We start from the raw sequence: 26,235 nt of genomic DNA on the forward strand, positions 1-26,235 counted from the left end.
TACATCCCAACGGCTTATCGCCATGGGACGAGAGATGCTTCTCCCGCGGTACCACCCACATTAGTGTTTGACCACTCAACTTCAAAACTCCTTAACGCGGAAAACGGGGATACACCCAAGCTCAATGGTAAGTTCATCTGGTTTTTGTGACTGACTTGCACCGACCGTCAGCTCTCTTAGCACCAAAAACATGTAGATTACTACTCCATTTCATCGCTATTTCTCAAAATTCATTAACTTTATTGTAGCTGAAAATAATGTTTTTAGCAAGCGCTCTGAAGTTTTCTCCAACTTGCTCGCTAAAATGTGCTAAAATGAATGGAGAATTTCATTATGAAGGAGTCTAAAACTAGTGAAACAAGCGAATCCATTTTTATACAGTAATGATAACAAGCGGTATCATACTTGGAACTACTGCTTACGCGAACAATTTGGTCAAAAAACTTACAAGGTAGCTCTCGACGGTGGTTTTGATTGTCCGAATCGTGATGGCACGGTGGCGCAAGGTGGTTGCACCTTTTGTAGTGCTGCTGGGTCTGGTGATTTTGCGGGGAACCGAGCGCTTGATTTAAAAGTGCAGTTCCAACAAGTGCGTGATAAAATGCAAACAAAATGGAAAGATGGCAAATGTATTGCCTATTTCCAAGCATTTACAAATACACATGCCCCAGTTGCTGAACTTAGAGAAAAATTTGAAACAGTTTTGAATGAGCCTGGCGTGGTTGGGCTTTCGATTGCGACAAGGCCTGACTGTTTACCAGATGATGTCGTCGAATATTTGGCTGAACTGAATGAACGTACTTATCTTTGGCTTGAGCTTGGTTTGCAATCTGCACATGATGAGACTGGTCAACTAATCAACCGCGCCCATGATTATGATTGTTATTTAGAAGGCGTGAAGAAACTACAAGCGCATAATATCCGAATTTGTACGCATATTATTAATGGTCTTCCTAAAGAAACACCTGAAATGATGATGGAAACTACCCAAAAAGTCGTCGAAAGTGGCGTAGATGGCATTAAGATTCATTTACTTCATTTGTTAAAAGGGACGCCAATGGTGGAAGACTATAAAAAAGGTGATTTGGAATTCCTAACTCGAGATGGCTATGTCAACTTAGTGGCTGACCAACTAGAAATCTTGCCTCCTGAAATGGTTATTCACCGGATTACTGGTGACGGCGGGGTCGATGATTTGATTGGTCCTGTTTGGAGCTTAAATAAATTTGAAGTATTAAATGCGATTGATGCTGAATTAGTTAGAAGAGATAGCTGGCAAGGAAAACTGTATCAAGCGCCGGAAGTGATTGCTAAATGAATTTACGTGCAGTTCTTCCCTTTGCTCATGACACGCTTCGCAACGTTGTACGTCCGGGTGATTATGTCGTGGACGCTACTTGTGGGAATGGTCATGATACGCTGTTACTTGCCGAACTTGTTGGTGTAAATGGTTACGTGTTGGGATTTGATATTCAACAAGTAGCGATTGATGCGACAAGAACTCGATTAGAAAATGCAGCTGTTAGTTCGCAAGTAAATTTAATTTGTGCAAGTCACGCTACGATTCCTGAATATGCGACCAACCCAGTTCGAGCGGCGATTTTCAACCTTGGTTACTTGCCGGGTGGTGATAAGAAAATCACAACAACAGCAGACTCCACCTTACTTAGTATTCAACATTTGATGGAGTTATTAGAAGTTGGTGGTGTGATAATTCTCGTTATTTATCATGGACATCCAGAAGGCAAACAAGAGAAACAAGCGGTGGTCCGTTTTTGCGAGACTATCAGCCAACAAGAATTTCACGTTTTATCCTACCAATTTATCAACCAACAAAATGACGCACCATTTGTGATTGTTATTGAAAAAAGAAAACCTAGACAAAGCTAACGGGTAGCCTGTCTAGGTTCTCTTTTATTTACCGAAATCGTATTTATCTGCTACATAAACATCGTACCAAATCATAAAGATAACGACTGTCCATATTTTTCGACTGTAGTCAAATTTCCCAGCACAGTGGTCATCTAGCAAATCAAGAACGTATTGTTTGTTGATTAAATGATCAGTTGGGGATTCTTTAATAATATTTTTAACCCAAGCATTCATTTCGTCTTTTAGCCAGTGACGAATTGGCACAGGGAATCCTAATTTGCGGCGATTAAGTACGTGTTCTGGTACAAAAGTCGCTGCTGCTTTACGCAAGATATATTTTGTTGTTCCTTGTGTTGTTTTCATCGTATCTGGAATTCCTCTTGCAACATTGTACACTTCTTTATCAAGGAAAGGTACACGAACTTCCAACGAATTAGCCATTGTCATCCGGTCTGCTTTTAGAAGAATATCTCCTCGAAGCCACGTATGAATATCAATGTACTGCATTCTTTCTACTGGATGATAATTTTTTGTTTCCGCATAAAACGGATCCGTAATATTCGTATAATCATGTCCAGCTTGGTATTTTGGCAGTAAAATTTGTTTTTCTTTTTCTGTGAACATTTTTGCATTTCCAATATAACGTTCTTCCATCGGGGTTGTTCCACGTTCTAAGAAACTTTTACCACGCATTCCTTCTGGCATAACTTTCGCCACACTATTTAGCATGGATTTAAAGGCTTTTGGCATTTTGTTGAACATTGCTAACGAGTTGGGTTCGTTATAAATATTGTACCCGCCAAATAGTTCATCCGCACCCTCGCCGGACAAAGCAACCGTTACTTGTTTGCGCGCTTCTCTGGATAAGAAGTAAAGCGGAATAGCAGCAGGGTCAGCAAGTGGATCATCCATATGCCAAACAATTTTTGGTAATTCTTGCATATATTCTTCTGGTGAGATGACATAACTAATGTTCTCTACACCAAGTTTGTCTGCTGTTTCTTTCGCCACGTCAATTTCGCTAAATCCGTCCCGTTCAAAACCAACTGAAAATGTTTTGATCGCTGGGTGATATTCTTTCGCAATCGCCGCAATAATCGACGAATCAATTCCACCAGATAAGAACGAACCAACTGGCACATCTGAACGCATATGCATTTTAACAGAATCATACATCACATCACGGACTTCTTTCACCCATGCGTCTTCTGATTTAGTCACAGGTGCAAATGTAGCTTTCCAATAAGTCGTAATCTCCATTGGTTCGCCAATTTTTTTTGTGAATTGGTGACCTGGTTCCAAGCGTTTCACATTCTTTGTTAAAGAATCTGGTTCTGGAACAAATTGGTAAGTCATGTAATTTTGTAAGGAAACTTCATCTAATTCTTTTTCTTTTAAAGCATGAAGAAGGGATTTTTTCTCAGAGCCCATATAAAGCTTGCCGTCTTCTTCTGCATAGAAAAATGGTTTGATACCAAATGGGTCGCGTGCTCCGTATACAAGTCCTTCTTGTTTGTCCCAAATGACAAAGCCAAACATTCCGCGTAGGCGTTCAGCAGTTTTTTCTTTATATTTCGCATATGTAGCGATAATAACTTCTGTATCACTTTCGGTTTCAAATGTCATTCCCTCAGCGATTAATTGTTCGCGGAGTTCGACATAGTTATAAACTTCTCCATTAAAAATAATCCAATAACGTTCATTTTCATACGTTAGCGGTTGATGACCGTTTTCTACATCAATAATACTTAAACGGCGGAAACCAAATTGCACGTGATCATCTGTGAAGTAACCTTCATCGTCTGGTCCACGGTGCGTAATCATACTATTCATTTGTCTGAAGGTTTCTTTATCAGCGCCAGTAATCTCTGTAATGCGGTCATGTACGCATCCTACAAATCCACACATGGTAACATTTCTCCTCTATATACATAATCGATTTATCTTTTTTTCACACCGTCTATCATATCATAACTAGGCTTGCTTTGCACTGTTTAGGAAAGAAAAACCGAACATCCCTAAGCGCGAAATGTTCGGTGACTTTTATTTGATTACTAATTTTTGTAGTGCTTCTGCTTTATCGGTTCTTTCCCAAGGTAGATCAAGGTCACTTCGGCCAAAATGTCCAAACGCAGCTGTTTGACGATAAATTGGGCGACGAAGATCAAGCATGTGAATAATCCCGGCTGGACGTAAATCAAATAATGCATTCACACCATCAATAAGCTCTTGCTCGGAAAACTTACTTGTTCCATACGTATCAATCGAAATCGATACAGGACGCGCTACACCAATAGCATAGGCTAATTGTACTTCGACTTTTTTAGCAAGTCCGGCTGCAACAATGTTTTTCGCAACATATCTCGCTGCATAAGCGCCAGAACGGTCTACTTTGGTTGGATCTTTTCCAGAAAAAGCCCCGCCACCATGTCTTGCATAACCGCCGTATGTATCTACAATGATTTTCCGACCAGTTAAGCCTGCATCTCCAAGCGGTCCGCCGATAACGAAACGACCAGTTGGATTGATAAAATATTTCGTATCTTCATCTAGGAAAGAAGCATCAATCACTTCTGGGAAAAGATACGTATGCAAGTCTTTGGCGATTTGTTCTTGCGTGATATCAGGATGATGTTGTGTTGAAACAACAATTGTATCAATTCGAACAGGACGATTCCGCTCATCGTATTCTACTGTTACTTGTGTTTTAGCATCTGGACGCAAGTAATCGAGTTTTTTTGTTTTACGTAACTCTGTTAATTTACGCGCTAGTCCATGTGCTAGAAAAATCGGTAGTGGCATCAGTTCTTCTGTTTCATCTGTTGCAAAACCAAACATTAAACCTTGGTCTCCTGCACCAATTGCTTCGATAGCAGCATCATGTTCTGCTCCACTTCTTGATTCGAGAGCTTCATTTACTCCCTGTGCGATATCAGACGACTGCTCATCAATCGCTGTTAAAACGGCGCATGTTTCTGCATCAAAACCATATTTTGCACGCGTATAGCCAATTTCTTTAATCGTGTCTCGAACGATTTTTGGAATATCTACATAGACAGAGGTTGTTATCTCCCCTGCTACTAAAACAAGTCCAGTCGTTACAGTGGTCTCACACGCCACACGAGCGTCCGGATCTTTTGCAATAATTGCATCTAAAATTGCATCAGATATTTGATCCGCAATTTTATCTGGATGTCCATCAGAAACCGATTCCGATGTAAATAGATGACGATTTTTAGCCAATTTTATTTCCTCCTTCAGTTATCTCCAAATACGTCCCATATAAAAAGCCTTTCTCTATTTTGCACAAAACGCGCACGAATAGAGAAAGGCTGTTATTATACCTTTGCTCTCATCGTTCAGGAAAATAGTGTTCCTGCAACAGATTAGCACCTTTCACATATTTGTGTAGGTTGCTGGGCTTCAAAGGGTCAGTCCCTCTACCGCTCTGGATAAGAGATAAATTTTAATTCTAAGCTAGAATACCATAAAGTAGGTCTAGATGCAATAATTATTCCAGTGATTTACTTATTTTAAAGGCGCTTTTGATGAAAAAAGTTGTTCAATTTGTTTTTTTCTTATCATTATTTCCAACCTGTGTTATGATAGATGGATAAAAAGATGTTTTATTTATCTAAAGGAGATTGTATCTATGAGTTTAATGCTGTTATCCTCGATTATTTTTCTCGGCTTTTTAGCGGCTGTTTGTTTATTTGATTTTGTACTTCGGTGGTATTGGTTTAAATATTTCTTAGCCACCATGGGGTTGATTGCAAGTGGTATCGTGTTCTTCATTAGTTTTTATGGTGGTGGAATGGCACAAACCGAAATAGCCATTGCCATTTTCATTGGTGCGTTCGGTGAATATATTGTTTCACTTATCATTAGTCTCATTCGTTTTATTGTTCGAAAATCAAATAAACCTAAACAAAAAAAAGTTAAAACTGCATAAAAAATAGCTACGTTAAAAGCCAATACAACTTTTACCGTAGCTATTTTTATTTTTAATAAGTACAAGTTAAGTAATCCAGGTATTTTTTGCCAGGAATTATATTTATTTAATAGCATCAAACGCATTACGAATAATTTCTGCAGATGTTTTAAAATTCGACTGTTCTATCTCTGTAAGGTTTGGTTCTAATATACTAAAAATTCCTTTCGAACCAATAATGGCAGGTTGTCCAATATAAACGTTTAATCTCGGTGAAAATACAGCTAGCGGAAAAACTTGTTTTGCATCCGTTAATAACGCATCAATGATTTGTGCTGTGGCTGTCGCGATACCAAAACTGGTCCAACCTTTACCGGTTAAAATATTCCAGCCTCCACCACGAACGGCGTCTTTTAATGCTGCTAAATCAAGTGGTTTTTCTGTCTTGAAATCCGCAATATTTATGCCGCCAATACGGACAGTCGACCAAGCAACAAATTGCGATTCTCCGTGTTCCCCAAGAACATAACCATCAACACTTTTCGGATTAATATGTAGTGTTTCTCCAACAATTCTGCGCATTCTCGCTGTATCAAGAGATGTTCCCGTACCAAATACGCGTGAATGGTCAAAACCAGTTAACTTTTGAATGAAAGAAGTAATAACATCACAAGGATTTGTAATATTAATAAAAATCCCATCAAAACCAGTGGCTAAAATTTTAGGCACTATCTCCGCTACGGCTTTACTTGTTTCGATTAATTCTTCCATTCTGTCTTCTCGTAGCAATGTTTCTGGCCCAACCGCAATCACGATAATATCTGCATCCCTTAACGCATGATAATCATTCGGAATAATTTCCGTATATGAATGAGTCATGGAACTCATATCGCGAAGTTCAAGTGCCTCACTCATTGCTTTTGTTTCCTCTTTATCAATTAGGACTAGTTTCTCACAAATACCCTGTGTAACAAGAGAAAAAGCCACGTCGCTGCCAACATGGCCAGTACCAATGATACCAACTTTTCGTTTCAAAGAATCTCCTCCAAAATTAGTTACTTGAATTTAAGGCTATTAATTCATATTTAATTATCGTTTTATTATTTTCCCAAACTAGTTTACGAGGAATCGCTTCTCCAAGAGTTTCGCCCTCTTTTGTTTTGCGCACAAGGATAGGAACATCAATCGGATAAATTCGATATCCTAGTTTTTCTAATTCAAAAAAATTATCAGAAATACGTTTTTCTTTTCCCTTTGTAACAATCATTGTGTTTACTTCTAGTGGCATACCCAATTTTCTCACCTCCAATGCTTTTATCATAGCAGAGTTCACCCCTAATTGACTAGTTTTTGCTGCTTAAAATCCGCTCTGCCGCTTGAACAATTTGTACCATTCCAACATCTCGCATAAAAAAACTAAATGTCTCGTCCAAAATGAAATGACTAAGGTTCCCCTCTAAAATGACTGGCCCATTTGTTTCTAAATAATCTGCTTGTGGTTCTATTTTCTCTACATTCGTTGTATATACTCGTTTCGTAAAGGTACGCTCACTCGATAGTACAAGATAATCAGCCACAAAATAAAATTCTTTAGCAACTGCACCCGTTTCTTCCAACAGCTCTCGTCTTGCAGCTTCGATATTCGTTTCCTCTTTCTCCCCTTTTCCACCCGGGAACTCTAAACCGCGCTCTTTATGTTCTGTAAATAACCAACCTTCAGATAACCTCGGAATAATTAGCACATCGTCAGCTTGATAGTTTTGCATTTCAAAATAAATCGTTACTTCATTTTGACGGGTATCTTTATAAGTAAACAAAATCCCACTTCCTTTTCTTTTTTCCAAAATATGGTAAGCTGTAGATAACATGAATTTCGAGGATGAAAAATAATGAAAAAAATACTTATCGGAGGAATCCGACTTTATCAAAAATATATTTCGCGTTTCACTCCTGCTACATGCCGATTTTATCCAACTTGTTCCGCTTATGGTATCGAAGCAATCCAAACGCACGGCGCATTGAAGGGTAGCTACTTAGCCGTTAAAAGAATCTCCAAATGTCATCCTTTCCATAAGGGCGGACTTGATTTTGTTCCACCTAAGAAAGATAAAAATGACACTGATAATAAATCCAAACAAACTTGCAATGCCCATGATCATCATTAATCATAGCACGAATCGCTTGTTTGCGGTTCGTTTTTTTCTTGCTTTTTTGGGCAAAATAAGGTAATATCAACATTGGCTTATAAATCGTAATTAGTACGATTAGCACACTGTATAAACAATAACTATTTCGATTTAAAGGAGTGAATTAATTGAAAAAACGCTATTTTATGGTACTAGCAGCCTTTTTATCTATTTTACTTATACTTACTGGGTGTTCGTCCGAAAAAGATACAAGTGCTAGTAGCAGTGACAAATTAACGGTTTATACAACTGTTTACCCCTTGCAATACTTAACCGAACAAATTGGTGGCAAATATGTCGTTGTGAACAGTATTTATCCTCCAGGTTCAGATGCCCACAGTTTTGAACCCACTCAAAAAGATATGATGAAAATTGCAGATAGCAACCTGTTTTTCTACATTGGCCTTGGAATGGAAGGTTTTGTTGACAAAGCGGAAAAAACACTTGCAAACGAGCATGTGACATTTGTGCCTACTGCAGAAAAATTAGATTTACCAACTGATCCTGATGCTACTGCTGAAGAGCATGAACATGAAAGCGAAGAAGAACACGAGCATGGAGATATCAATCCACATGTTTGGCTAAATCCTGTTTATATGGAACAAATGGCTACTATCGTGAAAGATAAATTAGTGCAAGAAATGCCAGCTCAAAAAGAAACTTTCGAAAAAAATTACCAAACAGTTGAACAAAATCTAAAAAACTTAGATCAAGACTTTAAAATGGTTACTAGTGAAGCAAAACAAAAAGATTTTGTTACTGCACATGCGGCTTATAGTTACTGGGAAACGGAATACAAACTTCATCAAATCCCCATTGCCGGCGTGTCAACAAGTGATGAACCTTCTCAAAAGAAATTGAAATCCATTGTCGAAAAAATAGACAGCGAACACATTCCCTACATTATGTTGGAGCAAAATACTAACTCCAAAATAGCAGATGTGATTCAACAAGAAACGAATACCAAAGCATTAACACTGCATAATTTAGAAACACTAACACAAAAAGATATCGATCAAAAACGTGATTATCTTTCTATAATGAAAGATAACTTAGCAGCTTTAAAAGAAGGACTTAATTATTAAAAAAAGGAAATGCCTCAATTTAGTGGCATTTCCTTTTTTAGTTTTCCTTCAGTTGATTTCGTTTAATTTTTCCAGAAGCTGTTTTTGGTAAACCTTCTACGAGTACAAACTGTTTTGGAATCTTATAACTCGCTAAATTGGTCTGACAAATAGTTTGTAGGTCTGCTTCGTTAAAATCATCGCTTGCAACGATATAAGCAACTGGAACACTTCCCCATTTCAAATCTGCTTTACCAACAACAGCTACTTCTTGAACAGGTTCATAGCTACTAATCACTTGTTCAATCTCGGTTGGATAAATATTTTCCCCGCCAGAGATAATTAAATCAGAGCGTCTTTCTAACACAAACAAAAAACCCGCTTCATCCAAATAACCAATATCACCTGTTTTAAACCAGCCATCCAAAAATGCTTTTTTCGTAGCTTCCTCATTGTGCAAGTACCCTGGCGTTATGGAGGGACCTTTCAGTAAAATTTCCCCATCAGCAGCAATTTTTACTTCCGCTGGGAATAAAGCTTTTCCGGAAGAACCGATTTTAGTCAGCGCTTCTTTTGGTGAGAGAGTCACAATTTGTGATGCCGTTTCAGTCATACCAAACGATTGTACCAGCGGGATATTTCGCGCTTTACAAACTTCCAATGTGGCTTTATTCGCAGGTCCACCGCCAAGCAATACGGTTCGTAAATTCGAATGGTATCCACCGTCATGAACACGGAGTAATCTTTCTAACATAGAAGTAACTACGGAAATTGTCGAAATTTCTCCAGACAAAAGCATTTTAGTAATCTTTGCTTCATCAAAATGTTCTTCCAAATATACCGGAATCCCATAAATCACCGAACGCATCATAATAGATAAACCACTAATATGAAAAATTGGTACTGCACAAAGCCAGCTGTCACGTTCAGTTAACCCCAGATTTAATACAGAAGAAACCGCACTCCACCAATGATTATCATAAGTTTGGATGACGCCTTTTGGCTTCCCAGTAGTACCTGATGTATACATAATAGAAGCAACTTTTGTCAAATCCCATGTTGTTAAAAAATCGGGTTGTGTGTATTCCCCTTGTATTAACTCAGTATAACTAATACCAGAATTCACTTTGTCGAAAAAAGCATCTGAAACAATTACTTCTTTTACTTTGGCATTTTCGAGTTGGTAAGCTATTTCTTTTTTAGTCAAGCGATTATTAAGAAATAACGTCTCCGCACCTATTTGCTGTAAAGCGTGAATCAGCAAGAATGTCAGCCGGTCATTTTTCCCAAGGATGGCTACCCTATCGTCTTTTCTCACACCTTGAAAAAACAATTTACCTGCTAAATTTTCTATAGCTTGGTATATTTCTTCAAATGTTTCCGCTTTTCCTTCAAAAACGAGCGCGGTTTCCTTGGGAGAAAGCCGCACTCGTTTTTGAAGCCAGTTTGTCATGTCCATTTTCACACCTTCAAATCAAGGGAATTTTGGAAATTGGTCAAAGTCTGGATCACGTTTTTCTTTAAAAGCATCGCGACCTTCTTTGGCTTCATCCGTTGTATAATATAGAAGTGTTGCATCACCAGCTAATTGTTGAATGCCTGCTAAACCATCTGTGTCCGCATTGAAAGCAGCTTTGATAAAACGAAGCGCTGTTGGACTTTTTTTCAGCATTTCTTTTGCCCAAGAAACTGTTTCTTTTTCTAAATCTGCCACTGGAACAACTGTGTTAATCCAGCCCATTTCAAGTGCTTCTTCTGCGGTATATTGACGACACATAAACCAAACTTCTTTCGCTTTCTTATGACCAATAACACGAGCCAAATAGCCAGAACCATAACCAGCATCAAAGCTACCTACATTCGGTCCAGTTTGACCAAATTTAGCATTATCAGCAGCAATCGTTAAGTCACATACGAGTTGAAGGACATTTCCGCCCCCAATCGACCAGCCAGCAACCATTGCAATTACGGGTTTTGGAATAACACGAATCAAGCGTTGTAAATCAAGGACATTCAAGCGCGGTATTTGATCATCACCAACATAACCACCGTGACCGCGAACTTTTTGATCCCCGCCAGAACAAAATGCTTTATCGCCTTCTCCAGTTAAGATTATAACTCCAAGATCAGAATTATCGCGTGCTCTGTTAAATGCATCAATCATTTCTGTCACAGTTTTTGGTGTAAATGCATTATGTACTTGTGGACGATTGATCGTGATTTTAGCGATTCCTTCATAACTTTCATATTTAATTTCTTCATATTCTTTTTCTGTTTGCCAATTAAAATTCATTTTTCTTCCTCCTTTAAATTAACTTCCAGCCAGTTGTTTATCTGACTTAGGAAAGTAGTTGGTTGTTCTAGATAAACAGCATGCCCAGCTTGTTTTATCGTAACATGGGTTGCGTTTGGTAAGTATTGCAGCATCTCCTGCGCTGTATTTTCAAATTTCATATCCAGCTTACCAGTAATTAATAAAACTGGAAAAGTAAAGTTTCCCAAATGGTCCCAGTAAGAAGCTTGTTTGCCAGTACCTATTCCACGCAAACTCATCGCTAGTCCAAGTGGTTTTTGCGCCAATCGTTCATCTCTTATTTTTACTTTCATGTGGTTTGGTAAGTTTCGTTGAGATGCAAATAGTGGTAAATTTTCCCAGTAGTCAACGAATGCTTGGATGCCATTTTGTTCAATCCTATCTGCTAATTGATTATCCGCTAACATTCGTTTTTCCCGGTCAGCTTCATGTAAGAGGCCAGGTGAACTACTTATTAAGATAAGTCCCTGTACTTTTTCAGGATGGCTTGCCGCAAAACCCGTGGCAACCCGCCCACCCATCGAGTAGCCAAGCACAAAACATTGTTGTATTTCTAGTTGACGCAAGATTTCCGCCAAGTCTTCACAAGTATGCCCCATCGAATAGCGCTCCTGCAAATCCGGGTTAGCAGTCCTCCCGTGACCAAGTAAATCAGGCACAACAATGTTATAACGCTCTTTTAGACTCTTGATAGCGTCATGATAAGTCCCGCTAGTTCCAGTAAAGCCATGAAGCATGAGTAGAACTGGCTTCTCTTCCCCACTAAAAAAAGTGGAAACATGATACTTTTGTCCATTTATCTGCATGTTAATCTAATGCCTTTAAAGCAGTACCGATTTTATCCCAAAGCGCTTGATGGTTTGCTTTATTTTCATGACGATTGGTTTTCACTTCAATAATATCTAAGCCTTTATGGAAAGTTGCTTTATCGACAGCATCTTCTAACATATCAACAGAATTCGCTTCATGATAATTCGCATCATAAAACGCCGCAGCAAAACGAAAGTCCAATTCAGTAGAAGTACCAAAAAGTGACTCAAAATATTTAGGTTCCTTTGCTTGAGGTAAAAACGAAAAAATCCCACCGCCATCATTATTAACAATAATAATCGTCAAGTTCATCTTATATTTTTTCGCCATAAGTAAACCATTCATATCATGATAAAAGGACAAATCACCAATCAGTAAAAACATCGGTTGGAAAACAACACTTGCGCCTAAAGAGGATGAAACTACCCCGTCAATACCATTTGCTCCCCGGTTAGCAAGCATTTTTATTTTTTTATCAATTTGTGGGAAGTACGTATCTACATCACGGATCGGCATACTATTACCGATAAACAAGCCAGCTTTATCTGGTAGCAACCGACGTAATTCAGCTACTATTTTCCCTTCTTCTAAGGTTGTAGTATTAGCCATTTCCGTAAAGAGAATTTGGCGTGCTGTTTTATTATACATGACCCATTTATTCAGCCAATTTGCATTTTTTGCATCACCAGGCATATGTTGTTGTAGTGTATCTAGCAAGAAACGTTCATCACAGTGAATCATATCGGTTACCGCTTTAATTGGATCCTTCCAAGCTGCACCAGGATCTACCACATAAAAACGAATATCTGCTAGACTTTCTAACCAATTTTTAAGTGGTTTAGAGACAGGCATACTCCCGAAACGAATCACGACTTCTGGAGCTATATTCGGTAAAATTTCTATTTCTTTCAAGAAAGCGTCATATTGGTCGATTACCACATCATCCAGTGCACCATACGAGCGAAGACCAGACAGCGGATCAGCGAGAATTGGCCACCCTAATTTCTTCGCTAAGTCAACAAGTGGCTGCTCAATTTCTTTTTTATCAATTGGTCCTACAACGAAAACACCTTTTTTGCCTATGCAATCTCGAACCATTTTTTGAATAGCTCTATCTTCCAATACTTCATGCGTATAATAAATATGTACATGATGATGTTGTTTTCCTCTTGCAATATACGGCGAAGGTTCTAAAACTGGGACAAGTGGTTCGCGTAGTGGAAAATTATAGTGCACGGGGCCACGTGGTGTTTTCATAGCGATATCGACGGCACGACTACCATGCCATTTTGCATAACGAAGCATTTCTTCACTATTTTCAGGCAATGCCATATCCGTAAAATCTTTCACGTGGGTACCGTATAAATTCAACTGATCCATAGCTTGCGGAGCACCAACATTTCTTAGTTCATGCGGGCGATCAGCAGTGAGAACAATTAATGGAATTTGTGATAAATTCGCTTCTGCAACAGCCGGGAAATAATTCGCTGCAGCTGTTCCAGAAGTACAAAGCAGAACAACTGGACGTTTCGATGCTTTCGCTAGACCGAGTGCAAAAAAGCCCGCCGAGCGTTCATCAACATCCACGTAAATCTTCAAAATTGGATGCTCTGCCATCATTAGTGCAAGTGGTGTGGAGCGTGAACCTGGACTAATGATGGCTTCTTTCACACCGGCTTGTACAAGTTCTTCAATATATGCGGCCAAATAATCTGTCAGCATTTGTTCGTGGTTTGTCATTTCTTAATGCCTCCTAGTACGCGTAACATTGGTTGGAATTTAACCTCGGTTTCTTTTAATTCGTCTTTTGGTACGGAATCTCCAACAATTCCGCAACCTGCATACAATACTCCTTGTGAATCAACAATTAAACCAGAACGAATCGCAACAGCAAATTCCCCTTGGCCTTTCATATCAATCCAGCCAATCGGAGCACCATAAAGCCCGCGGTCCATTTCTTCTTTCATTCGAATAATCGCGAGACCCATTTTTTGAGGCAATCCACCAAGTGCAGGAGTTGGGTGAAGCGCTTTTACCATTTCAAGCATCGTTACATCTGGCTTTTTCTTCGCAGTAATATTCATATAAAGATGTTGGATATCACGGTTTTTTAATAAAACTGGTTGACTGGACAGTGATAGCCCCGTTGTAAACGGTTTTAATGTTTCTTCCATCATTTGTACAACATAGGAATGCTCTCGTAAATTTTTCGCATCGCCTAATAAAGCTTTCCCAAGTGCTTCATCTTCTTCGCTTGTTGCGCCGCGCTCGGTGGAACCCGCTACGCAAGAAGAATAAATCGTATCTTCATTCACTGCAAGTAATCGCTCTGGGCTTGCCCCAAAGAAAACCCCAGTCCCTTTTTCAATAAGAAAGAAATAACTATTTTCTTGTGTTGCCAGCATATTTTCCAAAATAATTGCACTATCTACTTGTCGTTGGAAACGAAGCCCCATTCGCCTAGCTAGAACCACTTTTTTCACGTCTTCCGAATGGTTAATCATATCTATGATTTCACTCGCAGTTTCCATGAAATGTTCTTTCCCTAGCTCTTTAGAATCTGTTAGTAAAGCCATTTCTGCTTCATTAACCTCTTGATGAATGATTTTTTGCCATTGATTAAAAACAGCATCTAATTTACTCTCTGTGTCATCGGAATAAATCGATAAATTGACAGTTAGGTAACTTTTGCCATTTTTATTCGTCAACATAAATAATGGTAAGTAAAACAAGCCATCTTTAAAGCTTTGCCATTCTTTTTCAGTATCACGTTCAGGATCAAAGGCAAAACCGCCAAAATAAAGCGGGCCAGTTGCATCCACGGTGGCATTTGTTACGCTGGTGCGCAATCGCTCGTCAATTTTTTCTTGCAGTCCAAGAAAAGCATCTTTTTTCTTCTCTGCTAAAAATTGTTTCGTTACGCCAAAGCCAGTCATTGTCAGTGTCATTTCTGGATTTTGCCAGAAAAATCGTTCACCTTTAAAAGCAGTACCTGCCTTTTTAAATAGTTTAACTGGGGAAACTAATTCATCGAGTTCCGTTACCCAGCTAAATAGTGCAGGTTCATCTTGGCTTGCGCTACGTTTCGCTTGATTAAATAAATCAAGAGGCAATTTAGTATTCATATGCTTATCTCTCCTTTTACATTCACATCTTCTATTATACCAAAAACCAAGCCAAACTGCTTGGTTTGCGTTTTTCCACCTATTTCAGCAATAATTATTGACGTACTTCTAATATTTCCCTAAAATGAATGGTATACATCTGAAACATATGGAAGTGAAAAAGGAGAGAAAAACATGTCTAAAGCTTCAAAACCTGTACTTACAAAACAAACTGGTTTTCAAAAATGGTGGACCTTGCTTCGTCCACATACGCTTGTTGCCTCATTTGTACCTGTATTCCTCGGAACAAGTGTCGCAATGAGTTATACCGGTTTTCATTTTACTCGCTTTCTTGTCATGTTAGTTGCTTGTTTCTTCATCCAAACATCAGCTAATTTATTCAATGAATACTTTGATTATAAAAAAGGGCAAGATGATGAGCATTCAGTCGGCAATGGTGGAGCCATCGTTCGCAATGGTATGCGACCTGGATTTATTTTATTCCTCGCAATCTTTTTATACATTTTATCCATCCTAGGTGGCGTATACTTATCAATAGAACTCAATTGGTATGTGGGATTACTTGGTGCAATTTGTATGCTTGTTGGTTTCTTATACACCGGTGGCCCTTATCCTATTGCCTACACTCCATTTGGTGAAGTGATGGCAGGATTCTTTATGGGAGGCATTATTACGTTTATTTCCTTCTACATTCAAGCTGAATTTATTAGTTCATTTATCGTCTATGTTTCTATTCCAGTAATGGTGCTCGTTGGTAACTTGTTACTCGCTAATAGTATTCGCGATTTAGATCCCGATAAGAAAAACGGACGTCACACACTTGCCATCATACTGGGACGCAAATGGGCTACCGTACTATTTGCCGCTGCTTTTCTTTTCAGCTATGTATTTGAACTTGCGCTTATTTTTACACAAGATGCTCCTTGGTGGACATTACTCATTCTCCTTAGCTTGCCAGAAGCAGTTCGTGCCGTTAAGCGATTCATTGGTAAATCTTCGCCAATCACCATGGTTCCAGCAATGAAATCAACTTCTAAGGCGTTAACTATCTTTGGAATAACACTAGCACTTGCATACCTATTAAGCTTATTATCAAGAAACTTATTCATGTAAAAAACTGGTTATCATCTTTAATGGATGATAACCAGTTTTTATTTGGTTGCAACCTGAACTTGTTGCTTCGTTTGAACATATTTCGTAAGCTCAATTGATAAATCATATCTCAGAAACGGTGTAATAATGTAGATTCCATGAAAATTTGCGCAAATCGAATCAATTAATTCTCGTGCAATCTCCATCCCCTTCTCATTTGCCCGGCCTTGTTCCTCTGCATCTCGCATCCGCTCACGAACTTCATCAGTTAAACGAATTCCAGGAACTTCATTATGAAGAAACTCCGCGTTCCTACTAGATAAAAGTGGCATTACACCAATGAAAAGCGGCACATTAATATTCGCCTTTTGCAGCGCCTCTTTCAAAAGTACAGTCTTATTTACATCATAAATGGGCTGAGTGATAATATAATCTGCCCCATACTCCACTTTACGCTTAATTAAACGGACAGCTTTTTCTAAGTTAAGCACATTAGGATTAAAAGCTGCACCAACATGAAATCGCGCCTTTTCTTTTAACGATTTACCAGTATAAGAAATCCCATCATTAAATTTCTTAATTAATTGAACTAATTCAACGGAGCGTAAATCAAAAACAGAAGATGCTCCTGGAAAATCGCCTACTTTTGTTGGATCTCCAGTAATGGCTAATACATCATGAAGTCCTAGCTTATGAAAACCCATTACATGAGAATGCATTCCAACCAAATTATGGTCTCTCGTCGTCAAATGTATTAGCGGCTTAATTCCGTATTCATGCTTTAAAATGGATGCAAGCGCCATGTTGCTAATCCGCGGTGTCGCTAACGAATTGTCTGAAATAGTAATTGCATCTACTCCGGCTTTATCTAATGCTTTAGCTCCTTCAAAAAACTTTGAAGTATCAAATGTTCGTGGCGGATCGAGCTCCACTAAAATCGTTAAGCCTTCTTTCACTTTATCAAGTAGTCGCACTCCTGAATCCTCATCTGCCGCTTCCTCTGGGACGAGTTCAAGCAGCGGTCGTACTTTTTTTTCTAAAATCGGCTTCGTTGTCTTCAGACCATTTCGAAGGGCTTTAATGTGGTCAGGTGTCGTTCCACAACAGCCACCAATAATCCGTGCTCCTTCTTGTCTAAAAACCTCCCCGTAATGCTCAAAATAATCTGTATCAGATTGATAAACCACTTTGCCTTCTTGCACTTCTGGAAGGCTCGCATTAGGATAAACAGCCAAGTAGGCATGATTATATAAGGGAACAGTTTCAAGAGCGCGTGCCATATGATACGGACCAAGCCGACAATTAATACCAACAACATCTGCTCCTAATGCAATTAGTTCTTCTAACGCATCTGACAGCTTTTGACCATTTTGAAGCAAACCTGGTTCATGCATAGATACATTAGCTACAACTGGCAAATCAGTCGTTTCTCGAAGAATTTTTAAAACGGTTTTAAGTTCCTCTAAATCATAGTAGGTTTCCAGCAAAATTGCATCCACACCATCCAGTAAAAAACAATAGAGTTGCTCCCTAAAACTACGCTTAATTTCTTCCAGTGGTGCCGCTTGGAGTCTTGCATCTACTGCACCATTTATTCCACCAATCGTACCAAATATATATGTCCCAGTCCCTCGTGCCGCTTCTTTCGCTAATCGAATTGCCGCTTGGTTAATTCGTTTTACTTCATCTTCTAAACCATACCTAGCTAATTTTATATAATTAGCGCCGTAAGTATTTGTTTGAATAATATCAGCCCCTGCACCAATATACGCTTTATGAATCGAAACGATATCTTCTGGATGCGAGAGATTTAACTCTTCAAAAGAACGGTCCACTCCGTAAGAATAAAGTAGCGTCCCCATTGCTCCATCCGCTATTAATACCTTTTCGCTTAAATCTTTTCGTAAATTCAATGGGGTACACTTCCTTTCTTAACAAACGAAAGAGCTTGTTTTAAATCAGCAATTAAATCAGCTGCATTTTCTAATCCCGCCGAATAACGTAATAAGCCTGGGGTAATTCCTTGTGCTAGACGTTCTTTTTCTGGAACTGCAGCATGGGACATTTTCGCTGGATACGACAAAATACTCTCTACCGCACCTAAACTCACTGAAAATACTGGTAATTCTAAATGAGTAACTAGTTCTCGTGCCGCTTTTTCACTACCAAGGTCAAAAGACACTACCGCCCCACCATTTGTTGCCTGCTCTACCTGGATATCATAACCTGGATGAGTTGGTAAACCAGGATAATGCACCGCTTGAACTTTTGGCTCAGCATTTAAAAATAAAGCAATTTTTTCCGCTGCACTAACCCCAGCTTTCATACGTACCGAAAGTGTCTTCAATCCACGAAGCAATAACCAAGAATCCTGTACACCTAGCACGCCTCCTGTTGCGTTTTGTAAGAAGTAAACAGCTTCTGCAAGTGCTGAATCATTCGTCACAATAAGTCCAGCTAGAATATCACTGTGACCACTAAGAAATTTGGTCGCACTATGAATCACTAGATCCGCACCCAGCTCAAGTGGTTTTTGAATCAACGGAGTCAAAAAAGTATTATCTACAAATGTATAACACCCATTCGCTTTCGCAAGTTTGGCAACCGTTCGAATATCCGTCACATGTAACAGCGGATTGGATGGTGTTTCTAAATAAACCAGTTTAGTATTGGGTTGAAATGCCTTAGCGACTTCATCAATATTTGTAGTATCGACAAAAGTATGCGTAATCCCAAATCGTGGCAAAACTTTTTCTACAAGTCGAAATGTTCCACCATAAACATCTTTTGCAATAATAAAGTGATCTCCTTTTGAAAGAGTAAAAAGTGCCGCAGATACCGCAGCCATTCCGCTCGCAAAAGCAAATCCATCTTTACCTCCCTCTAATTCAGCAATTGCTTGTTCCACTTTCTCTCTAGTAGGGTTCCCACTTCTTGCATAATCATATGGATGATAATTATCAAAATCATGCTGGTGAAATGTGGAAGATAAATGAATTGGAGTATTTAACGCGCCAGTTTCTTTATCAATTCCTAAACTCGCTTTAATGACAACTGTATCTTGATCATAATCTTTACCCACGGGAAACCACCCCTTCTGCCACTTTATCTAACGCCTGTGATAAATCCGCCACTAAATCCTCACTTGCTTCAATCCCTACCGAAATTCGTAAAAGTTTATCTGTTAAACCATAAGAATTTCGTAGCTCTATAGGAATATCGGCATGCGTTTGTGTCGTCGGATAAGTAATCAAACTTTCCACCCCTCCTAAACTCTCCGCAAAAGTAAATAATTCAAGTTGTTTTAAAAGTGGCGAAACAAGCAAGGCATCTTTTATAAAGAAACTAATCATTCCTCCACGACCTGGATAACGAACTTCTTCCACTAAAGAATGTGTTTCCAAAAATGCCGCGATTTTCTGCGCATTCGCTTGATGTTGTTTCACACGAAGTACTAGTGTTTTCAGTCCTCGTATCAACAACCAACTATCGAAAGGCGATAACACTGTTCCGGTCGAATTCAATTGATAGAAGAAAAATTCCCCAAGCCTATCATCTTTCACAATAACTGCACCAGCAAGCACATCATTATGCCCACCTAAATATTTTGTCGCACTGTGAATCACAATGTCTGCTCCAAGATTAAGTGGCTGTTGTAAAACTGGTGTATAAAAGGTATTATCTACAATTACAAGTAAATGATGTTCTTTCGCCCATTTAGCAACAACCTTAATATCGGTTTCTTGCATCAAAGGATTAGTCGGAGTCTCAATAAAAATAGCCTTCGTTTCCGGTCGAAGTAATTTTTCTAATTCCGCATATTCCGCCCCATTCCAGTATGAAAATCCAATATTATATTGTTCACCAAACTGCTCAAAGTATCGAAAAGTTCCCCCATATAAATCTTGTGAACTAATAATATGCTCCCCTGTTTTAAAAAGTTGGAATACCAGTTGAATCGCACTCATGCCAGAACTTGTTGCAAAGGCATGAGTTCCATTTTCTAATTCTGCGAGTGCTTCTTCTAAAGCATCTCGCGTTGGATTTCCAGTTCTCGTATAATCATATCCCGTTGATACCCCAAGATCGGCATGCTGGTAAGCTGTAGAGAAGTAGACTGGCATATTGACAGCACCCGTTCTTTCACATTTTCTATTTCCAATTTGTGCTGCTATCGTCTCTTGTTTCAGCTTTGCCATATTACCTCTCCTCCATTCCTTTATTTCTCTAATACTTGATATTCCGCACGCACCTCTTTAGTCGCTTTAATCATATCTTGAAGCGCCGCAATTGTTTCAGGTTCTTTGCGAGTTTTCAAACCACAATCAGGATTAATCCAAAACTGTTTCGCATCGATAGCTCGTAAAGCACGGCGAATATTATCTTGAATTTCTGATACAGTAGGAACTCGAGGGCTGTGAATGTCATAAACACCAAGACCAATTTCTTTATCATAGGTAACTTCTTCAAATGTCGAAATGATTTCCCCATGACTTCTTGAGGTTTCAATGGAAATGACATCCGCATCCAAAGCGCTAATCGTATCAATAATATCATCAAAATCCGAATAACACATATGCGTATGAATTTGCGTATCATTCTGAACCGAAGCTGTTGTTAACTTAAACGAATAAACCGCATCATTTAAATATTTTTCCCATCTTGCACGCTTCAGTGGTAACCCTTCTCGAAGGGCTGGCTCATCAACTTGAATTACCTTAATCCCGTTTCGTTCGAGTGCTTCTACCTCTTTACGAAGTGCTAACCCAACTTGATTTGCGACAACGCTTTCTGGAACATCGTCACGTACAAAGCTCCAGTTAATAATCGTTACTGGTGCAGTTAACATCCCCTTTACAGGACGTTTCGTTAGTGATTGTGCATAAACACTCTCTTTCACCGTAATTTCTTCTGTGAAAGCAACATCTCCGTAAATAAGTGGTGGTCGAACCGCTCTCGAACCATATGATTGCACCCATCCAAATTTTGTTGCTTGGAATCCTGCTAATTTCTGACCAAAATATTCCACCATGTCAGTTCGTTCAAACTCACCGTGTACCAGTACATCAATATCTAAGTCTTCCTGAATCTGAATCCAACGTGCAATTTCTTTTTCAATAAATGAATGATATTCAGCATCCGTAATATTCCCTTTTAACCAATCTGCGCGAGTTTTACGAACTTCAGGTGACTGTGGAAAACTACCAATCGTCGTCGTTGGGAATAGTGGCAACTTTAACCATGCATGTTGTAATTCAATCCGTTCTGCAAAAGGTAATTCTCGTTCGACGCGAACATTCCCCAAATTATTAATGGCTACTTGAACTTCTATATTATTCCGGTGACTAGATTCATTTAATGCCGCAACAGCTGTTCGCGCTTCTTCTAACTCTGTTGTAACACTTTCTTTTCCAGATGTTAAAGCTTTTGTTAAAATTGCAATTTCATCTAACTTTTGATCCGCAAATGACAATCCATCAAGAATGACCTTATCTAAGTCAGTTTCACTCCATTTTGTTACAGGGACATGTAATAAAGAATTAGATGGCTGAACGATTAGCTTTCCTTCAGTGACATATTCTGCAATAATTGCTAATAGCTCTAACTTCTCATCCAGATTGCTCCGCCAAACATTCCGGCCATCAATCACGCCAGCTGCCAAAAATTTATCTTCTGGAAAACCATACTTTTTTAATGCTTTTAGCGAATCCCCATGGTCATGCACAAAATCAATCCCAATAGCTGCAACCGGTAAATTCACTACATCTTCATAATAATCCAAACTTTCAAAATAAGTTTGCAACTCAATTTTCAAGCTAGGCACTGCTTTCTGAAATTGTTGGTACACGTGCTGGAATAACGCAATTTCTTCTTTATCAAAACTAGTCGCCAAATATGGCTCGTCTATTTGTACCCATTTGACACCAGCTGTCTCTAGCTCTTTTAAAATTTCCACATATGCTGGAATAAATTTATCTAACAACCTTTCAAAGCTTTCTTCATTACTACCTTTTCCAAGTTTCAAATAAGTAATCGGTCCAACAAGGACTGGCTTCCCATCAATACCAAGTTCTTTTTTTGCTTCCTCATAATAATAAAGTGCACGGTTATCTATAACTTTTGGATTGGCATCTGCAAGTTCTGGAACGATGTAATGATAGTTAGTATTGAACCATTTCGTCATTTCAGAAGCCACTGCATTATTTTTTCCGCGGGCAATATCAAAATAAGTATTTAACGTTATCTTTCCACCCTCGTGATTGAACCGCTTTGGAATAACCCCGAAAGTAACACTTGTATCAAGCACTTGATCATAGAAACTAAAATCACCAACAGGAATTAAATCAATGCCCTTAGCTTGTTGCTTTTTAAGTGCATGCAATCTTAGTACTTTTGTTTCAGCTAGTAATTCTTGCTCCGTAATCGCCCCATTCCAAAATTTCTCTAAAGCTCGTTTCCATTCCCGTTTTTCGCCAAGCCTTGGATATCCTAAATTTGAACTAATTACCTTTACCATACCTATCACCTTTTCCTCTCTAGTTTATGCCAATAAAAAACCTCCCTAGAGAACTAGAGAGGTTTGGAAGTTTCTATACACAAATCGAGCGAAACTCTTTAAGTCTCTCTTATCTCTCGAAGCATCACACTTCGCAGGATTTAGCACCTTTTCAACGAATTGAAAGGTTGCTGGGTTTCAACGGGCCAGTCCCTCTACCACTCATAATAAGAGTAATTTATTTAGTTTTTTGAACCACTTCAAATGGATTGAAATCATCATACCACTTGGAACTTAAAACTGTCAAACATTAAATTTCTATTTTCTTGACAGCACGCATTTTCTTTTCTCCAAAAGTCAATAAGAAACAGCCAAGTAAAAGGATTCCAGCTATAACAAAATAAAATATTTGATTTCCAAAAATACCAATCATCATTCCGGTTGCACTGGGTCCAATGATACTTCCTAAACTAAAACACATCCCAACCAAAATATTTCCAGCCGGAAGTAGCTCAATCGGCGTCAAATCAGTCATAAACGATAACCCAAGAGAATACAAAGAGCCAAGTAAAATCCCCAGAACAAAGAAGAAAATCACAAACAATACTGGCAAATTAACAAAAGCTGTTAACACAAAAACAAAAGCTCCAAGTCCAGTCAAAAGCGGTAAAATTTTCCCTCGACCAAATTTATCACTAATCATTCCAATTGGAACTTGAAATAAAATAGTGCCTACAGAAAAAGAAGAAATAATTACAGCAATCAACATTGTATCTAATCCATTTCGTAATCCAACAATTGGGAAAGTTGCATTTAACCCCGTTTCCAAAATTCCATACAAAAATGGTGGAATCATTGCAACCCATGCTATCTTAAAAACTTCCGAAAAACGCTTCAAGCTATCAAAAAAAGAAATTTTTCGTATAACAGCTTTCTCCCCTACAAACTCATTCTTAAGAAACCAAACCAATCCCCAAGCACACAAAACTAAAATTCCTGATAAAAAGAATGGCAAGTTAGCATTTATTTTAGCTAAGTTAACTAATTGAGGGCCAATCGCAAATCCCAATGAAAAAAACAATCCATAAATTGCCATATTTCGGCCTCGCTTACTTGAATCACTCATCGCACCAATCCAAGTTTGTGAAGAAAAGTGTAACATATGATCTCCTACACCAATAAGCAAGCGCAAGAAAAACCAAAAATATAAATTAAACCAGATTGGAAAAGCTAGCATCGCAAGTGCAACAAGTCCCCCACCAATTAGTATAATTGGTTTATAACCATATTTATGTAATGGAGCCTCGATAAATGGCGAAATCAGCAAAACCCCTAAGTAAATACCAGTGGCATGAAATCCATTTATCCCGGCATTTACCCCTTTCCCCTCTAAAATAATTGCAATAAGCGGTAATAATACACCTTGTGACAAGCCAGAAATTGCTACAACCATTGTTAAAATCCAAAATTTCCCTTTAGAACCCATGCCATCCTCCAAAATAATTGATAATAAATAAAAAAACAATATCGAAAATCGACATTGTTTTTTTGGATGACCCGTACGGGAATCGAACCCGTGTTACCGCCGTGAAAGGGCGGTGTCTTAACCGCTTGACCAACGGGCCATATCTGGCGGAGAAGGAGGGATTTGAACCCTCGCGCCGCGCGAGCGACCTACACCCTTAGCAGGGGCGCCTCTTCAGCCACTTGAGTACTTCCCCAGATATATAGTATAATTTTTATCCTATTTAAGGAATAACTCCACAGGCAGGACTCGAACCTGCGACCGATCGGTTAACAGCCGATTGCTCTACCAACTGAGCTACTGTGGAATAAAATGGGCCTAAATGGACTCGAACCATCGACCTCACGCTTATCAGGCGTGCGCTCTAACCAGCTGAGCTATAGGCCCCAGTAAAATTAAAATTCCATGGTAAAAGCGGGTGATGGGAATCGAACCCACGACAACAGCTTGGAAGGCTGTAGTTTTACCACTAAACTACACCCGCATAATAATAAATTAAAAACAGAGGGCGGATAATGGGAATCGAACCCACGAATGCCTGAACCACAATCAGGTGCGTTAACCACTTCGCCATATCCGCCATAAGGCAAAAATGTTTAAAATGAATGGCTTGGGACAGAATCGAACTGCCGACACCTTGAGCTTCAATCAAGTGCTCTACCAACTGAGCTACCAAGCCATAATGGCGGTCCCGACGGGATTTGAACCCGCGATCTCCTGCGTGACAGGCAGGCATGTTAACCCCTACACCACGGAACCACTCTATTGCGGGGGCAGGATTTGAACCTACGACCTTCGGGTTATGAGCCCGACGAGCTACCAGACTGCTCCACCCCGCGACAATAATATTAAATTTAGTCCACATATCACAAGTGAAAAACGGAGGAAGAGGGATTCGAACCCCCGCGCGGTATTACCCGCCTGTCGGTTTTCAAGACCGATCCCTTCAGCCAGACTTGGGTATTCCTCCATGATAATAATAAAGTGACAAGTGGACCTTGCAGGACTCGAACCTGCGACCGGACGGTTATGAGCCGTCTGCTCTAACCAACTGAGCTAAAGGTCCAATTTAGAAAATAGCGGCGGAGGGAATCGAACCCACGACCTCTCGGGTATGAACCGAACGCTCTAGCCAGCTGAGCTACGCCGCCACAATAATAAGATTACTATTTTCTTGCTTATGTGATTAAGTTATGAAGTAAGTGGAGCCTAGCGGGATCGAACCGCTGACCTCCTGCGTGCAAAGCAGGCGCTCTCCCAGCTGAGCTAAGGCCCCAATATAAAAATTAATCAATCGGGAAGACAGGATTCGAACCTGCGACCCCTTGGTCCCAAACCAAGTGCTCTACCAAGCTGAGCTACTTCCCGTTTAATAAAGTGCGCCCAAGAGGAGTCGAACCTCTAACCGCTTGATTCGTAGTCAAGTACTCTATCCAGTTGAGCTATGGGCGCAAATATAAGTGCCGAGGACCGGAATCGAACCGGTACGGATATCACTATCCGCAGGATTTTAAGTCCTGTGCGTCTGCCAGTTCCGCCACCCCGGCGTTTCTATAAAATATGGAGCGGAAGACGGGGTTCGAACCCGCGACCCCCACCTTGGCAAGGTGATGTTCTACCACTGAACTACTTCCGCATATTTTATAATAAGTGCGGGTGAAGGGACTTGAACCCCCACGCCTCGCGGCGCCAGATCCTAAATCTGGTGCGTCTGCCAATTCCGCCACACCCGCAAAAGTGAGCCGTGCTGGGTTCGAACCAGCGACCCTCTGATTAAAAGTCAGATGCTCTACCAACTGAGCTAACGGCTCTCTACAATA

21 protein-coding genes, 19 tRNA genes, 2 riboswitches and 1 other annotated feature are annotated in these 26,235 nt (G+C 39.5%); of the genes, 6 read left to right on the forward strand and 34 right to left on the reverse strand.

All coding sequences use genetic code 11. The features are described from left to right. Positions 1-20 precede the first annotated feature (20 nt). Positions 21-223 (reverse strand) — a binding site (T-box leader). Positions 224-352: 129 nt separating this feature from the next. Together JL53_RS09170 and JL53_RS09175 are read left to right on the forward strand one after the other, a co-directional pair. Next, complete coding sequence (locus JL53_RS09170; protein ID WP_038407461.1) at positions 353-1,318, forward strand: tRNA modification radical SAM protein MnmL/YtqA; 966 nt, start codon at positions 353-355, stop codon at positions 1,316-1,318. Next, a complete protein-coding gene (locus tag JL53_RS09175; protein ID WP_003719961.1) occupies positions 1,315-1,890 on the forward strand; it encodes a tRNA 5-(aminomethyl)-2-thiouridylate-methyltransferase MnmM in 576 nt (191 codons plus the stop codon). The genes JL53_RS09170 and JL53_RS09175 overlap by 4 nt, the downstream gene beginning before the upstream one ends. Positions 1,891-1,914: 24 nt before the next feature. On the opposite strand, the gene asnB is transcribed toward JL53_RS09175, so the two are convergent. Both asnB and metK read right to left on the reverse strand, forming a co-directional pair. Further along, a complete protein-coding gene (asnB, locus tag JL53_RS09180; RefSeq protein ID WP_038407462.1) occupies positions 1,915-3,780 on the reverse strand; it encodes an asparagine synthase (glutamine-hydrolyzing) in 1,866 nt (621 codons plus the stop codon). Positions 3,781-3,915: 135 nt separating this feature from the next. Further along, entirely contained in the window at positions 3,916-5,115 is a 1,200-nt protein-coding gene (gene metK, locus JL53_RS09185) for a methionine adenosyltransferase (protein WP_038407463.1), read from the reverse strand. A 106-nt stretch (positions 5,116-5,221) separates the two neighbouring features. After that, positions 5,222-5,331: riboswitch (SAM riboswitch) on the reverse strand. Positions 5,332-5,524: 193 nt separating this feature from the next. Here metK and JL53_RS09190 point away from each other — a divergent pair. Beyond that, positions 5,525-5,824 carry a hypothetical protein gene (locus JL53_RS09190; protein WP_038407464.1) on the forward strand — a complete coding sequence of 100 codons (300 nt, stop codon included), beginning with the start codon at positions 5,525-5,527 and terminating at the stop codon, positions 5,822-5,824. Between the two features lie 102 nt (positions 5,825-5,926). On the opposite strand, the gene JL53_RS09195 is transcribed toward JL53_RS09190, so the two are convergent. The 3 genes from JL53_RS09195 to ytkD are packed head-to-tail and all read right to left on the reverse strand — an operon-like array spanning position 5,927 to position 7,620. After that, on the reverse strand, positions 5,927-6,838 hold the full coding sequence (locus JL53_RS09195; protein ID WP_003719964.1) for an L-lactate dehydrogenase: 912 nt from the start codon (positions 6,836-6,838) through the stop codon (positions 5,927-5,929). 16 nt (positions 6,839-6,854) lie between these two features. Continuing rightward, positions 6,855-7,097 carry a DUF2584 domain-containing protein gene (locus JL53_RS09200; protein ID WP_003719965.1) on the reverse strand — a complete coding sequence of 81 codons (243 nt, stop codon included), beginning with the start codon at positions 7,095-7,097 and terminating at the stop codon, positions 6,855-6,857. 49 nt (positions 7,098-7,146) lie between these two features. Continuing rightward, entirely contained in the window at positions 7,147-7,620 is a 474-nt protein-coding gene (gene ytkD / locus JL53_RS09205; protein ID WP_038407465.1) for an RNA deprotection pyrophosphohydrolase, read from the reverse strand. A gap of 72 nt (positions 7,621-7,692) precedes the next feature. On the opposite strand from ytkD, the gene yidD reads away from it, so the two are divergent. Both yidD and JL53_RS09215 read left to right on the forward strand, forming a co-directional pair. Next, positions 7,693-7,968 (forward strand): membrane protein insertion efficiency factor YidD, encoded by a 276-nt coding sequence (gene yidD, locus JL53_RS09210; protein ID WP_003719967.1) that lies wholly within the window; start codon positions 7,693-7,695, stop codon positions 7,966-7,968. A gap of 149 nt (positions 7,969-8,117) precedes the next feature. Further along, complete coding sequence (locus JL53_RS09215; protein WP_038407466.1) at positions 8,118-9,074, forward strand: metal ABC transporter substrate-binding protein; 957 nt, start codon at positions 8,118-8,120, stop codon at positions 9,072-9,074. 37 nt (positions 9,075-9,111) lie between these two features. Here JL53_RS09215 and JL53_RS09220 read toward each other — a convergent pair whose 3' ends face one another. Genes JL53_RS09220 through JL53_RS09240 form a run of 5 tightly spaced genes read right to left on the reverse strand, consistent with a single transcriptional unit; the run spans position 9,112 to position 15,302 of the window. Next, a complete protein-coding gene (locus JL53_RS09220; RefSeq protein ID WP_003719969.1) occupies positions 9,112-10,512 on the reverse strand; it encodes an o-succinylbenzoate--CoA ligase in 1,401 nt (466 codons plus the stop codon). 15 nt (positions 10,513-10,527) lie between these two features. Then, complete coding sequence (gene menB, locus JL53_RS09225) at positions 10,528-11,346, reverse strand: 1,4-dihydroxy-2-naphthoyl-CoA synthase (RefSeq protein WP_038407467.1); 819 nt, start codon at positions 11,344-11,346, stop codon at positions 10,528-10,530. Continuing rightward, positions 11,343-12,173 (reverse strand): 2-succinyl-6-hydroxy-2,4-cyclohexadiene-1-carboxylate synthase, encoded by an 831-nt coding sequence (gene menH / locus JL53_RS09230; RefSeq protein WP_038407468.1) that lies wholly within the window; start codon positions 12,171-12,173, stop codon positions 11,343-11,345. Before menH ends, menB begins: the two co-directional genes overlap by 4 nt. Before the next feature lies 1 nt (position 12,174). Next, the gene (menD, locus tag JL53_RS09235; RefSeq protein ID WP_038407469.1) at positions 12,175-13,917 is read right to left on the reverse strand and encodes a 2-succinyl-5-enolpyruvyl-6-hydroxy-3-cyclohexene-1-carboxylic-acid synthase; all 1,743 of its coding nucleotides are present in this window, start codon (positions 13,915-13,917) and stop codon (positions 12,175-12,177) included. Next, positions 13,914-15,302: an isochorismate synthase gene (locus tag JL53_RS09240; RefSeq protein WP_038407470.1), complete on the reverse strand. Its 1,389-nt coding sequence runs from the start codon at positions 15,300-15,302 to the stop codon at positions 13,914-13,916. Before JL53_RS09240 ends, menD begins: the two co-directional genes overlap by 4 nt. 174 nt (positions 15,303-15,476) lie before the next feature. Here JL53_RS09240 and JL53_RS09245 point away from each other — a divergent pair, with 174 nt between their 5' ends. Beyond that, on the forward strand, positions 15,477-16,415 hold the full coding sequence (locus JL53_RS09245) for a 1,4-dihydroxy-2-naphthoate polyprenyltransferase (RefSeq protein ID WP_038407471.1): 939 nt from the start codon (positions 15,477-15,479) through the stop codon (positions 16,413-16,415). 38 nt (positions 16,416-16,453) lie between these two features. On the opposite strand, the gene JL53_RS09250 is transcribed toward JL53_RS09245, so the two are convergent. From JL53_RS09250 to JL53_RS09365, 24 genes are all read right to left on the reverse strand, one after another. After that, positions 16,454-18,307 (reverse strand): bifunctional homocysteine S-methyltransferase/methylenetetrahydrofolate reductase, encoded by a 1,854-nt coding sequence (locus JL53_RS09250; RefSeq protein ID WP_038407472.1) that lies wholly within the window; start codon positions 18,305-18,307, stop codon positions 16,454-16,456. Further along, on the reverse strand, positions 18,304-19,476 hold the full coding sequence (metC, locus tag JL53_RS09255; RefSeq protein WP_038407473.1) for a cystathionine beta-lyase: 1,173 nt from the start codon (positions 19,474-19,476) through the stop codon (positions 18,304-18,306). Before metC ends, JL53_RS09250 begins: the two co-directional genes overlap by 4 nt. Next, the gene (locus JL53_RS09260) at positions 19,469-20,593 is read right to left on the reverse strand and encodes an aminotransferase class I/II-fold pyridoxal phosphate-dependent enzyme (RefSeq protein WP_003719975.1); all 1,125 of its coding nucleotides are present in this window, start codon (positions 20,591-20,593) and stop codon (positions 19,469-19,471) included. Before JL53_RS09260 ends, metC begins: the two co-directional genes overlap by 8 nt. Before the next feature lie 20 nt (positions 20,594-20,613). Further along, positions 20,614-22,911 carry a 5-methyltetrahydropteroyltriglutamate--homocysteine S-methyltransferase gene (gene metE, locus JL53_RS09265; RefSeq protein WP_038407474.1) on the reverse strand — a complete coding sequence of 766 codons (2,298 nt, stop codon included), beginning with the start codon at positions 22,909-22,911 and terminating at the stop codon, positions 20,614-20,616. Positions 22,912-23,017: 106 nt separating this feature from the next. Then, a riboswitch (SAM riboswitch) is annotated at positions 23,018-23,124 on the reverse strand. Between the two features lie 76 nt (positions 23,125-23,200). Next, a complete protein-coding gene (locus JL53_RS09270) occupies positions 23,201-24,376 on the reverse strand; it encodes an MFS transporter (RefSeq protein ID WP_038407475.1) in 1,176 nt (391 codons plus the stop codon). 67 nt (positions 24,377-24,443) lie between these two features. Beyond that, positions 24,444-24,515, reverse strand: a tRNA-Glu gene (locus JL53_RS09275). Positions 24,516-24,520: 5 nt separating this feature from the next. Then, positions 24,521-24,611: transfer RNA gene (locus JL53_RS09280), tRNA-Ser, on the reverse strand. A 38-nt stretch (positions 24,612-24,649) separates the two neighbouring features. Further along, a tRNA-Asn gene (locus JL53_RS09285) sits at positions 24,650-24,722 on the reverse strand. Between the two features lie 6 nt (positions 24,723-24,728). After that, a tRNA-Ile gene (locus JL53_RS09290) sits at positions 24,729-24,802 on the reverse strand. A gap of 26 nt (positions 24,803-24,828) precedes the next feature. After that, positions 24,829-24,899, reverse strand: a tRNA-Gly gene (locus JL53_RS09295). Between the two features lie 23 nt (positions 24,900-24,922). Further along, a tRNA-His gene (locus JL53_RS09300) sits at positions 24,923-24,995 on the reverse strand. A gap of 26 nt (positions 24,996-25,021) precedes the next feature. Then, positions 25,022-25,094 (reverse strand) — tRNA-Phe (locus JL53_RS09305). 4 nt (positions 25,095-25,098) lie between these two features. Beyond that, positions 25,099-25,174 (reverse strand) — tRNA-Asp (locus JL53_RS09310). A gap of 6 nt (positions 25,175-25,180) precedes the next feature. Continuing rightward, a tRNA-Met gene (locus JL53_RS09315) sits at positions 25,181-25,254 on the reverse strand. Between the two features lie 41 nt (positions 25,255-25,295). Beyond that, positions 25,296-25,385 (reverse strand) — tRNA-Ser (locus tag JL53_RS09320). Between the two features lie 22 nt (positions 25,386-25,407). Then, a tRNA-Ile gene (locus JL53_RS09325) sits at positions 25,408-25,481 on the reverse strand. 11 nt (positions 25,482-25,492) lie between these two features. After that, positions 25,493-25,566 (reverse strand) — tRNA-Met (locus tag JL53_RS09330). 52 nt (positions 25,567-25,618) lie between these two features. Further along, positions 25,619-25,691: transfer RNA gene (locus tag JL53_RS09335), tRNA-Ala, on the reverse strand. 18 nt (positions 25,692-25,709) lie between these two features. After that, positions 25,710-25,783: transfer RNA gene (locus tag JL53_RS09340), tRNA-Pro, on the reverse strand. Positions 25,784-25,793: 10 nt separating this feature from the next. Beyond that, positions 25,794-25,867 (reverse strand) — tRNA-Arg (locus tag JL53_RS09345). A gap of 9 nt (positions 25,868-25,876) precedes the next feature. Next, positions 25,877-25,962, reverse strand: a tRNA-Leu gene (locus JL53_RS09350). Positions 25,963-25,976: 14 nt separating this feature from the next. After that, a tRNA-Gly gene (locus JL53_RS09355) sits at positions 25,977-26,051 on the reverse strand. Positions 26,052-26,066: 15 nt separating this feature from the next. Further along, positions 26,067-26,148, reverse strand: a tRNA-Leu gene (locus JL53_RS09360). 5 nt (positions 26,149-26,153) lie between these two features. Then, a tRNA-Lys gene (locus tag JL53_RS09365) sits at positions 26,154-26,226 on the reverse strand. Positions 26,227-26,235 lie beyond the last annotated feature (9 nt).

Origin of the sequence: Listeria ivanovii subsp. londoniensis (assembly GCF_000763495.1) — a bacterium.
Lineage (GTDB): Bacteria > Bacillota > Bacilli > Lactobacillales > Listeriaceae > Listeria > Listeria londoniensis.

Bases quoted from the DNA above. Each gene is read 5' to 3' on its own strand.
- JL53_RS09175 (WP_003719961.1), top strand. From the start codon at position 1,315: ATGAATTTACGTGCAGTTCTTCCCTTTGCTCATGACACGCTTCGCAAC.
- asnB (WP_038407462.1), bottom strand. From the start codon at position 3,780: ATGTGTGGATTTGTAGGATGCGTACATGACCGCATTACAGAGATTACT.
- JL53_RS09190 (WP_038407464.1), top strand. From the start codon at position 5,525: ATGAGTTTAATGCTGTTATCCTCGATTATTTTTCTCGGCTTTTTAGCG.
- yidD (WP_003719967.1), top strand. From the start codon at position 7,693: ATGAAAAAAATACTTATCGGAGGAATCCGACTTTATCAAAAATATATT.
- JL53_RS09220 (WP_003719969.1), bottom strand. From the start codon at position 10,512: ATGGACATGACAAACTGGCTTCAAAAACGAGTGCGGCTTTCTCCCAAG.
- menB (WP_038407467.1), bottom strand. From the start codon at position 11,346: ATGAATTTTAATTGGCAAACAGAAAAAGAATATGAAGAAATTAAATAT.
- menH (WP_038407468.1), bottom strand. From the start codon at position 12,173: ATGCAGATAAATGGACAAAAGTATCATGTTTCCACTTTTTTTAGTGGG.
- menD (WP_038407469.1), bottom strand. From the start codon at position 13,917: ATGACAAACCACGAACAAATGCTGACAGATTATTTGGCCGCATATATT.
- JL53_RS09240 (WP_038407470.1), bottom strand. From the start codon at position 15,302: ATGAATACTAAATTGCCTCTTGATTTATTTAATCAAGCGAAACGTAGC.
- JL53_RS09245 (WP_038407471.1), top strand. From the start codon at position 15,477: ATGTCTAAAGCTTCAAAACCTGTACTTACAAAACAAACTGGTTTTCAA.
- JL53_RS09260 (WP_003719975.1), bottom strand. From the start codon at position 20,593: ATGGCAAAGCTGAAACAAGAGACGATAGCAGCACAAATTGGAAATAGA.
- metE (WP_038407474.1), bottom strand. From the start codon at position 22,911: ATGGTAAAGGTAATTAGTTCAAATTTAGGATATCCAAGGCTTGGCGAA.
- JL53_RS09270 (WP_038407475.1), bottom strand. From the start codon at position 24,376: ATGGGTTCTAAAGGGAAATTTTGGATTTTAACAATGGTTGTAGCAATT.